The sequence below is a fragment of the Rossellomorea aquimaris genome, assembly GCF_020172085.1.
GTDB classification, from domain to species: Bacteria; Bacillota; Bacilli; order Bacillales; family Bacillaceae_B; genus Rossellomorea; species Rossellomorea aquimaris_E.
The window spans coordinates 1-13,218 of the sequence record NZ_JAIVAT010000011.1 but is presented as its reverse complement, the minus strand read 5'-3'; the positions used below and the strand labels follow the sequence as shown (position 1 = coordinate 13,218).

The window sequence follows — 13,218 nt, the reverse complement described above, 5'->3', positions numbered from 1 at the left end:
AAGTACAACATTATGAAACAGGGAGGAACTTGATATGAAACAAGGTATCATAACGCTTGGAGAAGCCCTGATAGACTTCATCCCAATGGATGAACAAAATACAGTCTACCAAAAAAGTCCAGGTGGAGCTCCTGCCAATGTGGCTGTTGGGCTGGCTCGTTTAGGCATGAAATCAACCTTTTTAGGGAAAGTAGGAGAGGATGTATTAGGGAGATTCCTACAGGAAACGCTTAAAGGTCATAGAGTAAGAATCAATCAAATGCATTTGACACCTGATGTTCGAACCGGTGTGGTATTGGTAACGAATGGGGAAGATGGGGAACGAAGCTTCGAATTTTATATCGATCCCAGTGCAGACAGGTTTCTCCTGGTGGATGATATAGATGAAGAAGATCTCATTTCTCATAAAATCCTGCACTTTGGTTCCATTTCCATGATCAGTTCGCCTGCCAGGGAAGCGACGCAATATGCGGTGAAAATAGCGAAAGAGAATGGGTTACTTATATCGTATGATCCGAATCTACGGCTGGGATTATGGGATTCGGAGGAAGCGGCCCGGGACACGATTCAGCTCATGCTGGGTGAAGCCGATGTAGTAAAACTCTCTGAAGAAGAACTAGAATTTATTACAGGGGAAAAAGAACTCGACGCCGGGGTAAAGAAGCTGAGTTCATACGATATTCCTTTCTTGATTATCACCATGGGGGCAGATGGAAGCTATGTATTCACAGGAGAGGCTCGTCAATATGTTCCTGCCATGAAAGTACAAGCCGTGGATACAACAGGGGCAGGGGATGCGTTTGTATCCGGGATTCTTTATTCCATCCATGAACATAAAGGTGGAATAGAATCCTTATCAATAGACGAAGCCGTCCGCATGGCTCGGTTTGCTTCCGTATCAGGAGCACTTGCAGCCTCAACAAAAGGAGCCATGACAGCTTTACCTTCTCTGGAGGAAGTGCAGGTTCGTTTAAAGAAATAAACGGTACATTATGTAAGCGGAAGATAGGCTGCCAAGGGCAGTCTATTTCTTTTTTTTCAAACGGAACAATAGATGTTATAGTAAGATAATAAAAAATGAATTTCCCGAAAGGATTTTTCGATATGACCTATAAAATGATTGTTCTTGATTTAGATGATACATTGTTACGTGATGACCAAACGATTTCAAAGCGTACAAAAAATGCGTTGCTCCAAGCCCAGGAAGCAGGGGTGAAAGTGGTCCTGGCATCCGGTCGTCCGACCTATGGTATGCGATGGGTGGCGGAAGAATTGAAGCTCGATCAATATGGAAGCTACATTCTTTCCTTCAACGGATCAAAAATCATAGATTGCAAGACAGATGAAGAGAAATATAGCCGTACACTGTCATCTGAGACGGTTCACCGATTGTATGACCTAAGTAAGCGTGAAGAGGTAGGTATTCTGACTTATGCAGAAGACGCCATTATAGTAGAAGAAACTAATCAATATGCTTCCATTGAAAGTGAACTCACAGGACTACCGGTGAAGGTCGTTCCTGATTTCAAGGAGGCCATCACAGGGCCGGTCGTTAAAGCATTGATGCTGAAAGAAGCGGTTCACTTAGCGGAAGTTGAGAAAAAACTTCAAACCGAGCTTGACGGTGAGCTCAGTGTCATGCGATCGAAGCCGTTCTTCCTTGAATTCACCCAGTTGGGGGTCACAAAAGGAGCAAGTCTCGACTATTTGATCACGCCTATGGGGATTACATCAGATGAAGTCATTGCCATCGGGGACAGCTACAATGATCTTACGATGATCGAGTTTGCCGGCCTTGGAGTCGCCATGGGCAATGCGCCGGAGGATATTAAAGAGAAGGCGGATTACGTTGCACCTTCCAATATGGAAGATGGTGTAGCGGAAGTCGTTGAAAAATTTGTTCTGAATGAGTTATCAAGAATATGATCAAGTGTTACGTTACCGGAATCCATTAAGAGGGTTCCGGTCTTTTTTTAACATATTAAACAAAAGGAAAAAAATGTATAATCCACCTCTTTCTATGATACTATTAGAAGTACCATTAAAAGGGAGGACAAATGATTGAAGGTACTGGGGGGCTTCATACTTAAATTTCTACTGTCGATTACAGGAATCATCTTTATCGGGGGAATGCCCGTCCTGCTCTCAGGTATCGGTGAACGTGAGCTGAGGATTAGGGAGTACTGGCAGTCTATAAAAGAAATCATCTATGCCCTGTTTCATACCGGAGATTTGACATACAAGGTGATCGGTGGACAAAAGGAACGAGACTTATTTCCTTATTTATGGGAACCGATCATGTATTCTTTGATCATACTATTTGCCGCTTTTCTTCTCGCGAGCTTCTTAAGCATTCTCCTCACGATCTTCACCATGTTGTTTTCTCAGAAGAATCGAAACCGGATCAAGTTCATCTTTTACTTAATTGAAGCCATGCCGGATGTGCTGGTGATCTTACTTTCTCAGCTTTTCGTTCTCTACCTGTACAAGCAGACAGGGATTCTGTTTTTTGAAATTGCTTCTATTGCGACGGAGAAGGCATATCTGCTTCCCATTCTTGTTTTAGCCGCTTTGCCGACCGTTCAACTGTTCAGGATTTGTATTCTTTCATTTGAAAATGAAGAAAGAAAAGATTATGTGACACTGGCTCAATCAATCGGACTCGGAAAGCTTGTGATCTTAACCTTTCATATATTAAGGAATGCGATTATTTCCGTGTTTTTTCAATCTAAAAAGACGGTTTGGTTCATGCTGTCCAACTTATTCGTTCTGGAGCTGCTATTCAATATCGCCGGCATTACCCGTTTCCTAAAGTCGACGTTACAGCCAAAAATGTTTACGATCGCAATCCTTTCCATTTTTATTCCTCTCTTTGTTTTTTATTCGGTGGGAGAAATGGTGCTTTCAAGAAAAGCGAACAAAGGGGAGGAGATTTAGAATGAATAAAAGTGTCTGGAAGAATCCATTCTTTCTTACTGGGTTAACCTTTATTGTTTTGATTCTCTCGTCCAGTTTCGTTTACTCCATGCTATGGGGCAACGAGGTCCGCAGACTGTACTTTATTTCTGTAGAAGGATCAGTCGTTGAATCTTCCCCTATTTCACCTAAGTGGTTATTTCCATTCGGGACCGATGCCCAGGGACTGGACATGTTTGGCAAAATCATCATCGGTGCCAAGTATACGATTTTATCGGCATTTGTCATTGCCTTCTTACGGGTATTTTTGGCAATCCCCGTAGGTTTGATACTTGGAACGTACCTGATGAAATATAAAAAATACATCAACGGTTGGATCGATTCCTTCCATTACATCCCTTTGACGATTCTCGCATATTTTCTACTATTCCCGGTGCTGTGGGAACCTTTTGAAGGGTTTTCTACTTCGATCATCGAGCGCTTCGTCATCGAGATCCTGATACTTAGCCTCCTCATTGTCCCGATATTGTCTGCGTTACTGGGAAATGAAGTGTCTTTATTGTATAAGCAGGAATTCATTATGAGTGCTAAAACACTCGGTGCAGGAAAATGGAGAATCATATTCAAACATATCCTGCCCTCAATGAAAGAAAAGCTCGTCATATTATTAGGGCAGCAATTCATGCAGACACTGATTATCTTCATTCATCTTGGATTGCTCACATTATTTCTTGGAGGTACTGACGTAGACTATCAATTGGTCGCCGATCCTCCAAGATCAATCACATACGAATGGTCCGGCCTGATCGGGGACTCCTTTCGTTACCTGCAAGGCGCACCTTGGATTCCATTGACGCCGATCCTGTTTTTTTCAGCGACGATGTTATCCGTGTCACTCATGATTGAAGGATATGTCCAGGCAACAAGCGGACAATCCTATTACAAGAACAAATTCAAATCGGCCTACCCTCCTGTAGAAAAAAAGTTGGGGCAGCTGAACAAGTCCGACTTTCAAAAGGTAAATATGTGAACTTGGAGTATACTAAGCATGAATGGTCCAAACCTGATTTGGTAAAAACTTCATTCATCTTTTAGGTTTCATGTAAAGGAATGTGGGGAATAAGTTTACACTGAGTAAACATATCAGGTGATTTCTTTAAAAATATTTGCATATTTTAGCGGGGAAATGGGAATAGTTGGGGCGTTCACTTATTGTTCACTAATCTCCAGTCCTTGCGGGACAAGGCATCGACAAGCGTATAGGCAAGGAATGTCGAATCCCCATGAAATATTTTTGTTACATTTACCGCAAATTGTTATACACATGAAATTAATTTTTGTTATAATACTCGTTGTTGATTCAAATGAATTTACATTTGCTAAACATTTTCTTAATGAATTTACATTCATAGATGCTTTGATTAAATATAAAAAAGGTGATGAAGTATGAACTTCTTTAAAAGACAATTTGAAGATATGCGCACTGGGAAGTTATCGTTCTTCTTTACAGTCGTAGTATTATTCTGGATTAAGACATATGCAGTTTATTTAGCCGAATTTAACCTGGGAATACAAAATGCGCTTCAGCATTTTCTTTTATTTCTAAACCCATTAAGTTCAGCCATGTTATTCTTTGCCCTCGCATTATTCTGGAAAGGCAAAGGACGGTATATTGCATTCATCGTCATTAACTTGTTAATGTCCTTTGTCCTGTATGCCAACGTCGTGTACTATCGTTTCTTTAATGACTTTATTACGGTACCGGTACTACTTCAGGCGAAGACAAATAACGGACTTGGCGGCAGTGCTCTTGAACTCTTGAATCCTGTAGACATCCTATATTTCTCAGACCTGTTCATTATCATCGGACTAATGGTCCTGAAGAAGGTAAAGCCTCAGGAAAAATTAAAATTCCGTTCGGTATTTGCGGTCATGACATCTGCAGTCCTTGTGTTCTTATTAAACCTAGGTCTTGCTGAGATCGACCGACCAGAATTACTGACACGTAGCTTTGATCGTAACTATCTAGTGAAGTACCTTGGTACACACAACTTTACGATTTACGATGTCATCCAGAACTCCAAGACTTCTGCAAAGCGTGCCCTTGCAGACAGTAATGAAGTTTCAGAAGTAGAAAACTATGTAAAAGCAAACAAAGTGGAACCGAACCCTGAATACTTCGGTAAAGCGAAAGGGAAAAACGTCATTTATGTTTCGATGGAATCCCTTCAGAACTTTGTCATTGGTAAAGAAATCAATGGTCAAGAGGTAACGCCATTCCTTAACTCATTAGTGGAAAAAGAAGATGCGATCTACTTCGATAACTTCTTCCACCAGACGGGCCAAGGGAAAACATCCGACGCTGAGTTCATCATGGAAAATGGATTATTCGGTTTACCTCAGGGTGCCGTTTATATGACGAATGCCAACAACACATTGCAATCAGCTCCCGGGATCTTAAAAGGTGAAGGGTATACTTCAGCAGCGTTCCACGGAAACTATAAAACATTCTGGAACCGTTCTGAAATGTATCGTACGATGGGATATGATGAGTTCTACGATGCAACATATTATGACATGAGTAAACCTGAAGAACAGCTTCCGTATGGATTGAAGGATAAACCATTCTTCGAAGAGTCCATGCCGATGCTTGAGAAATTACCAGAGCCGTTCTATACAAAATTCATCTCACTTTCCAATCACTTCCCGTTCGACCGTCATGAAGATGATACGGACTTCGAACCAGGTCAATTTGGAGATGGAGTAGTGAACCGTTATTTCCAAACGGCCAATTATATGGATTCCGCTTTGGAACAATTCTTTAATGATTTAAAAGAAAGTGGTTTATATGAAGATACTGTCATCGTCCTTTACGGTGACCACTATGGTATCTCTGAAAATCATAACAAGGCAATGGAACAAGTCACAGGCGAAGAAATCACAGATTTTAAAAATGCCCAGCTTCAACGTGTTCCTTTATACATCATCGCTCCTGGAGTCAAAGGTGAAGTCAACCACACATACGGTGGTCAAGTCGACGTCCGTGAAACATTATTCAACCTTCTTGGGGTGGATAACAAAGACTACATCAGCTTCGGTCAAGACTTATTGTCTAAAGAACGTAAGCAGATTGTACCGTTCCGTAACGGTGACGTCATCTCTCCTGAATACTCTGAAATTAAAGGAGTATGTTATGATAACGAAACAGGTCAACCTGTTGAAGAAGGAAGCAACGCATGTGAAGATGTGACGAAAGAAGCGAATAAGCGTCTGGAACTATCAGACAAGGTCGTATATGAAGACCTGCTTCGCTTCTACAAGCCTGAAGGCTATAAACAAATCGACCGTTCAGATTATCAATATATAAACCCGAATCCGAAGAGCACAGACAACCCTGAAGCAAATCAGGAAGGCTCTCACGAGTAATTTTGGGAATCATAAGCCAGCCCTTTACGCCATAATGGTGGAGGGCTGGCTTTTTTGTTGTGGACTTAATATGGCTGGAGGTTCAGCTGCTGATAATTTGTGAAAAATCAGCAGCTGAAAAATCGAAGGAATTAGACTGCTGAATGATCAAGCCAATTCACCTGTTAAAAACACCAAAGAATTCACCTGCTGAATATACCTCAAATATCAACAGGTAAACAAAGAACAAGCAAGATGAAATGACCGATTATGAACGTTTTTAAATGTATATTGATTGAAAATGACTATTTTTGATTGATTTTTGCAAACGTTATCATTATAATGAGGATATCAACAATCGGAGAAAGAAGGGAAATACCATGTTAACCGAGGAACGGCATCGAATCATTTTAGATTTGTTGAGGGAGAAGGAAGCCATTAAGATCCAGGATATTGTGGACGCCACTAATGCTTCCGAGTCAACGATTCGCAGGGACTTGACTCAGCTGGAGGAGGAAAAATTCCTTAAACGGGTTCATGGGGGTGCATCCAGGCTTCAAGGAAAGCTGATGGAATTGAGCGTTTCTGAAAAATCATCCAGAAACTTTCATGAAAAGCAGGTAATAGGTCAATACGCAGCCTCGCTGGTGGAAGAAGGAGACTGCATTTATCTGGACGCTGGAACAACAACGCTGAGTCTCATCGACCATTTACCTAAAATTGATATTGTTGTTGTCACAAATGGGTTGACCCATGGGGAAGCCCTTATCCAAAAAGGCTTTAAAACCTATATGATCGGAGGGTGCATTAAGCCAATAACAAAAGCGATGGTTGGAAGTGGAGCCATCGAAGCCCTGCGCCAATACAGATTTGATAAAGCCTTTATGGGGGCGAATGGCGTCCATGAGCAATATGGATTTACAACACCTGACCCGGAAGAGGCACAGGTTAAGCGCTTAGCGATTGAGTTAGCAAGGGAAGCCTTATTTCTTACAGATGGGACAAAATTTGGAGAAATCGCTTTCAGTAAGATCGTGGATCTTGATAGAGCTATGATCATCACAAACGGAATGGATGACGAGCATCGCACAACGATGATGAAACAAACGACGATAAAGGTTGTGACACCATGATTTATACATTAACGCTGAATCCTTCTGTGGATTATATTATGGAACTGGACTCCTTTCAAAAAGGCGGTCTGAACCGGAGTAGTATGGAAAGTGCCTTTCCGGGGGGGAAGGGAATCAATGTCTCACGTGTATTGAACATATTAAACGTCAGTAGTGTGGCTCTCGGATTTGCAGGGGGATTTACCGGGGAGTATATTAAACAATTCTTAGGCAAAGATGACGTCCGCACTGATTTTGTAGAAGTAGAAGAAGCCTCACGCATCAATGTAAAGGTGAAAGCGGACGATGAGACGGAAATTAACGGAAGAGGCCCTTCCATTGCCGAGGAGCATATCGGGCAGCTTTTCGATCGGATATCATCCTTAACGGGAGATGATATTGTTGTACTGGCGGGAAGCATACCTGGTTCAGTGCCGAAAACATTTTATCAGGAGATTACCGCACAATGTCAAATTCAGGGGACGAGAGTGGTCATCGATGCTGAAAAAAACTTAATTCAACCTGTTCTTGACTTGAAGCCATTTCTCATCAAGCCAAATCATCATGAACTTGGAGAAATGTTTGACACTGAAATCGACACCATTGAAGAGGCAGTTCACTACGGTAAGAAACTAAAGGTATACGGTGTTGAAAACGTCATGGTCTCCATGGCTGAAAAAGGTGCGCTCTTACTGAATGGCGACGAAGTATATTATTCCTCTGTACCAGAAGGAGAATTAAAGAGTTCAGTAGGTGCCGGGGATTCCACGGTTGCAGGATTCCTTGCCGGCCTGTCAAGGGGCTGGAGCGTTGAAGAATCTTTCCGTCTAGGAACGTCAGCGGGATCAGCTACCGCTTATTCGATTGGGCTTTGTTCAAAGGATAAAGTGGAAAGCTTATTTGAAGAAATTCAGATTACGAAATTATAGAGGGGGAATCACAATGAGAATCACTGAATTGCTGACAGAGGAGACGATTCAGCTTCATTTATCTTCACAAACCAAAGATGGCGTCATTGAAGACTTGGTATCCGTTTTAGATAAAAGTGGTAAATTGCAAGATCGTAAAGAATTTAAAAAAGCGATATTGACTCGTGAAGCCCAGAGTACGACGGGTATCGGGGAAGGAATCGCCATTCCTCATGCGAAGACATCGGCTGTTAAATCACCTGCCATTGCATTCGGTAAATCAGAGGATGGAGTAGACTATGAATCTCTTGATGGTGCACCGGCTCACCTTTTCTTCATGATTGCAGCGACAGAAGGGGCGAATCAAACCCATCTGGAAGCGTTAAGCCGACTATCATCCATGCTGATGGATATGGATGTCCGTCAAGCACTTCTCAAGGCAAAGTCGAAAGAAGAAATCCTTGAGATCATTAACCGTCACGATGGGGAGGAAGAAGAGGCGCCACCTGAAAAAGCAGACAGCGGAGAAATGATTCTTGCAGTAACCGCCTGTCCGACTGGTATTGCCCATACCTATATGGCTGCAGATGCACTAAAGGCCAAGGCAAGAACGATGGACTTGAATCTAAAGGTAGAGACAAATGGTTCAGGTGGTGCAAAGAATATTCTCACTACAGAGGAAATTGAAAGCGCTACAGCTATCATTGTCGCAGCCGACACGAAAGTGGAAATGGACCGGTTCAAAGGAAAGCACGTCATAGAAGTACCGGTTGCAGAAGCGATCAGACGTCCTGAAGAACTATTGAATAAAGCTTTGAATCAGGATGCTCCTCTATATAACGGGGGAAACCAAGAAAAAGAACCCAATGAGGGATCTGAGAAGAAACAAAAGTCCGGATTCTATAAACATCTGATGAATGGTGTATCCAATATGCTTCCGTTTGTTGTCGGAGGAGGAATCCTGATTGCGATTTCATTCCTATTTGGCATACAGTCAGCGAATCCTGATTCTCCGGAATACAATGAATTTGCCGCTATCTTGAATACAATCGGGGGAGGCAATGCCTTTTACCTGATGGTTCCTGTCCTTGCAGGATTCATCGCCATGAGTATTGCTGACAGGCCCGGCTTTGCCCCTGGTATGGTTGGTGGATTGATTGCAGCAACAGGCCAAAGCGGATTTTTAGGCGGGATCATCGCCGGTTTCTTAGCAGGTTATGTGGTACTTGGAATCAAGAGGTTAACACATAATTTCCCTCCGGCACTCGAAGGGATTAAACCTGTATTGATTTATCCTTTACTCGGTATCTTCATTACTGGATTCATCATGCTTCAATTCCTGGTCGAACCGTTAAGTGCCGTCAATACCGGTATACAGAACTGGCTGGACGGTCTCGGAACAGGAAATCTGATCTTACTTGGGTTGATCCTTGGTGGAATGATGGCAGTCGATATGGGAGGACCGATCAATAAAGCGGCATTTACTTTCGGGATTGCCATGATTGAAGGTGGAAATCTTGCCCCCCATGCGGCCATCATGGCAGGAGGGATGGTACCTCCGTTAGGATTGGCCTTGGCTACGACATTATTTAAGAAGAAATTCAATGATAGTGAGCGAAAAGCGGGTATCGCGGCTTACTTTATGGGAGCATCCTTTATTACCGAAGGAGCCATTCCGTTTGCTGCAGCCGATCCATTCCGGGTGATTCCTTCCATCGTCACGGGCTCGGCTGTTGCAGGGGCACTGACAATGTTCTTTGGAATCGGGCTGCCTGCACCACACGGAGGATTATTTGTCTTCCCGGTAGTGGAAGGAAATCCGTTTCTGTATCTTCTGGCGGTGCTGGTCGGTTCTCTGATTACAGCACTTATGGTGGGTTTATTAAAGAAACCGATTAAATGAGTCGACGAAGAACCAGGTGAACAATTGTTCACCTGGTTCTTTAAACGTTTATTGAGATGCTTGAAAATAAGAAACGGGAGGATGATTGTCCTCCCGTTCTTTCGGCTATAGACTTTCAATCTCCACATCTTTAATTCCTTCAATATCAGAAATTGTATAGTAGATATCCACCGTCTTTTTTCTAAAGTCGACTATGATTTTTAACTCTAACAAATGATGCTGATTCTTTAAATCTTTGATCCGGATACTTTCAATGGCGATTTCTTCGGATTTTATTTTCTCAATGATTGATTTGATCTCCTGCTTTTTTGCAATGGTCGCACGGAGAGACAATTCCTTTTCCCTAAGTCGTTTTGGACCTAAATAGGTTATGATGATCGGTACCACCTCTACAGATACAATCAGGAGGATGACCCCGGCAGTCGCCTCGATATAAAAGCCTGCACCGACGGCAATCCCGATTCCGGCAGCTCCCCATATCATGGCAGCCGTAGTCAATCCTGAAATACTGTCGTTGCCTTTTCTGAGGATGACTCCAGCTCCTAAGAAACCGATCCCGGAAACGATCTGGGCGGCCAGTCGCAACGGGTCCATGGTGATATTCACTTTGTCAGAGCTTTCAGCCAAATAGGCAGATTCCATGGACACAATAGTCAATAAACAACTCACTATACAGATAACGAGAGACGTCTTTAATCCTACGGGTTTCCTTTTTAATTCCCTCTCTAGTCCAATGATCAATCCTAAAACGGCCGAGACACCCAGCTTTATCATAAATGTCGTGTCTAGTAGTTCCATCCGTCCCCCTCCAGTTCTCCAATGCCTGCTTTGAAAAATTCTGTAGTATTTCGACTCGACTGATTATAAAATAAGAGCAATGAACCACACATATCAGGAGGTCTACCATGTCAGAAACAAAGGTTAATCCATATCTCATACTTGCTATCGGGGTCATCTCCGTTTCTACCTCTGCAATTCTAGTAAAGGTATCGAGTGCACCAGCAGGCATTTTGGCATTTTATCGACTGTTTTTCACAGTTCTTCTAATGTCCCCGGTATTTTTCTTAAAGTATGTGAAGGAATTGAAACTTATTACACGAAGGGATTGGATGTTTTCGATTTTAGCTGGGGTGTTCTTGGCCTTTCATTTCATACTCTGGTTTGAATCCTTACAGTACACTTCAGTGGCAAGTTCGACGGTTCTTGTCACGCTGCAGCCGTTATTCGCATTTATCGGGGCGTATCTGTTCTTTCAAGAGAAGCTGACAGGCAAGGCCCTGCTTTCTGCCGTCTTAGCTGTGGTTGGCAGTTTCATTATCAGTTGGGGGGATTTTCGGATAAGCGGAAGCGCTCTTTGGGGTGATATATTAGCCTTGGCTGCATGCGCCCTGGTGACCGGATACCTCTTATTCGGCCAGGCAATCAGAAAACGCCTGTCCCTTATTACGTATACCTATGTTGTATATGCCATCAGTACAGCCGTTTTATTCATATATGCCCTAATGCGCTCAGATAGTCTTGGGCCATATCCGAAAGAGGACTGGATTTACTTCCTCCTTCTTGCGATCATCCCGACACTTCTGGGGCATTCGTTATTTAATTGGTCCTTAAGATGGTTAAGTACTTCGACCATTTCAATGGCCATCCTCTTTGAGCCAATCGGTGCTTCCATCCTTGCTTATTGGCTCTTGGCAGAAAAAGTACTTATGACTCAAGTGATAGGAGGGGGTGTCATTATCATCGGTGTCACACTCTTCTTATTAGAAGAAAGGAAATTAAAAAAGATGGTACAGCCAGTCAGTGAGGTGAATACAGATGTACTTTAGAAAAGCAGAATTACAGGACGCGAAAAGATTGGCGCATGTGCACGTCCATAGTTGGCGGACCACCTATCAAGGGATCGTGTCAGACGAATATCTTCAATCTTTATCTGTTGAAGAAAGGGAAGGAAAGTGGACACAAATTCTCTCAGGCTCTCATGATACTCATGTGTGTATGGTGGAAGAAGATGAAATCGTCGGGTTTGTTTCATTTGGGAAAGAGCGTTCAGGAGAATTCGAAGGGGAGTTGTATGCGATTTACCTATTGAAGGATCATCAAGGTAAAGGCATAGGAGAGAAGCTCTTTGACATTGCTGTAAGTGGACTTAAAAAACAGGGCTTCAATACTATGTGGATATGGGTGTTGAAAGAAAACCCCTCCAAGCATTTTTATTACAGGTATAAGCCTGTCTTGATAAAGGAAGAAATGTTGACGATAGGAAAAGAGCGTCACCGTGAAGAAGGTTTATTGTTAAATCTTAATGAAAAAGAGTAAGGAGTGAACTCCTTACTCTTTTTTAGATACGTCAGTGTATTCAAGAGAAAACATATGTAAAACCGGAAAATACAAATGCCATGACAACGGACATAATAAAAGTCATTCCTCTTACAGGTGCAGTGCTTTCGCAGATGATGAGGGCTTGTACATAAGAATACGCAAAAAGATACACAGCCATAATGAAAGATAGAAATAATGCAACGTTTGGAAGCATGTAGAGGGAGCTCCTTTCAGATATGGGTAGTATTACTATATATATGGAGATGAACCAATTTACAGAACACCTCTATACTTTATTAATTCTTTAAAGTTTTTCTTAAAAATATATTGCAATAGCATTAACAGCGTGTTATATTAATAAACGTCGCTGATACAGCAGATAACATTTTGAAATATAAATGAAAAAAAGCTATTGACGCGAGAGCGAAAGATGTGTTAAATTAATAAAGTCGCTTCTTTAAGAAGTGGACAAACATTGAACCTTGAAAACTGAACAAAACAAGACAATACGTCAACGTTAATTCTAGATTTATTTTAAGAGCTATTCAAACTTTTATCGGAGAGTTTGATCCTGGCTCAGGACGAACGCTGGCGGCGTGCCTAATACATGCAAGTCGAGCGGATTGATGGGAGCTTGCTCCCTGATATCAGCGGC

General features: G+C 42.3%; 12 protein-coding genes and 1 rRNA gene. 11 read left to right on the top strand and 2 right to left on the bottom strand.

Annotation, left to right across the window (positions count from 1 at the left end; all coding sequences use genetic code 11):
- Nucleotides 1–34 precede the first annotated feature (34 nt).
- From LCL96_RS21975 to LCL96_RS21940, 8 genes are all read left to right on the top strand, one after another.
- On the top strand, nucleotides 35–982 hold the full coding sequence (locus LCL96_RS21975) for an aminoimidazole riboside kinase (protein ID WP_224945347.1): 948 nt from the start codon (nucleotides 35–37) through the stop codon (nucleotides 980–982).
- A gap of 122 nt (nucleotides 983–1,104) precedes the next feature.
- Entirely contained in the window at nucleotides 1,105–1,926 is an 822-nt protein-coding gene (locus LCL96_RS21970) for a Cof-type HAD-IIB family hydrolase (protein WP_224945345.1), read from the top strand.
- Nucleotides 1,927–2,061: 135 nt separating this feature from the next.
- Nucleotides 2,062–2,937, top strand: coding sequence for an ABC transporter permease subunit (locus tag LCL96_RS21965; RefSeq protein WP_224945343.1), 876 nt, complete (start codon nucleotides 2,062–2,064; stop codon nucleotides 2,935–2,937).
- 1 nt (nucleotide 2,938) lies between these two features.
- Nucleotides 2,939–3,946, top strand: coding sequence for an ABC transporter permease (locus tag LCL96_RS21960; RefSeq protein WP_224945341.1), 1,008 nt, complete (start codon nucleotides 2,939–2,941; stop codon nucleotides 3,944–3,946).
- Between the two features lie 416 nt (nucleotides 3,947–4,362).
- The gene (locus tag LCL96_RS21955; RefSeq protein WP_224945339.1) at nucleotides 4,363–6,342 is read left to right on the top strand and encodes an LTA synthase family protein; all 1,980 of its coding nucleotides are present in this window, start codon (nucleotides 4,363–4,365) and stop codon (nucleotides 6,340–6,342) included.
- Between the two features lie 359 nt (nucleotides 6,343–6,701).
- A complete protein-coding gene (locus LCL96_RS21950; RefSeq protein WP_224945337.1) occupies nucleotides 6,702–7,454 on the top strand; it encodes a DeoR/GlpR family DNA-binding transcription regulator in 753 nt (250 codons plus the stop codon).
- Nucleotides 7,451–8,362, top strand: a complete 912-nt coding sequence (pfkB, locus tag LCL96_RS21945) for a 1-phosphofructokinase (protein ID WP_224945335.1) — start codon at nucleotides 7,451–7,453, stop codon at nucleotides 8,360–8,362. The genes LCL96_RS21950 and pfkB overlap by 4 nt, the downstream gene beginning before the upstream one ends.
- A gap of 13 nt (nucleotides 8,363–8,375) precedes the next feature.
- Nucleotides 8,376–10,244, top strand: a complete 1,869-nt coding sequence (locus LCL96_RS21940) for a PTS fructose transporter subunit IIABC (RefSeq protein ID WP_224945334.1) — start codon at nucleotides 8,376–8,378, stop codon at nucleotides 10,242–10,244.
- Between the two features lie 105 nt (nucleotides 10,245–10,349).
- Here LCL96_RS21940 and LCL96_RS21935 read toward each other — a convergent pair whose 3' ends face one another.
- A complete protein-coding gene (locus tag LCL96_RS21935) occupies nucleotides 10,350–11,042 on the bottom strand; it encodes an MgtC/SapB family protein (protein ID WP_224945332.1) in 693 nt (230 codons plus the stop codon).
- Nucleotides 11,043–11,149: 107 nt separating this feature from the next.
- Here LCL96_RS21935 and LCL96_RS21930 point away from each other — a divergent pair, with 107 nt between their 5' ends.
- The gene (locus LCL96_RS21930; RefSeq protein ID WP_224945330.1) at nucleotides 11,150–12,070 is read left to right on the top strand and encodes a DMT family transporter; all 921 of its coding nucleotides are present in this window, start codon (nucleotides 11,150–11,152) and stop codon (nucleotides 12,068–12,070) included.
- The gene (locus LCL96_RS21925) at nucleotides 12,060–12,560 is read left to right on the top strand and encodes a GNAT family N-acetyltransferase (RefSeq protein WP_224945328.1); all 501 of its coding nucleotides are present in this window, start codon (nucleotides 12,060–12,062) and stop codon (nucleotides 12,558–12,560) included. Before LCL96_RS21930 ends, LCL96_RS21925 begins: the two co-directional genes overlap by 11 nt.
- Before the next feature lie 40 nt (nucleotides 12,561–12,600).
- Here LCL96_RS21925 and LCL96_RS21920 read toward each other — a convergent pair whose 3' ends face one another.
- Entirely contained in the window at nucleotides 12,601–12,777 is a 177-nt protein-coding gene (locus LCL96_RS21920) for a hypothetical protein (RefSeq protein ID WP_224945327.1), read from the bottom strand.
- Between the two features lie 339 nt (nucleotides 12,778–13,116).
- On the opposite strand from LCL96_RS21920, the gene LCL96_RS21915 reads away from it, so the two are divergent.
- Nucleotides 13,117–13,218: ribosomal RNA gene (locus LCL96_RS21915) — 16S ribosomal RNA — on the top strand; the annotation flags it as partial.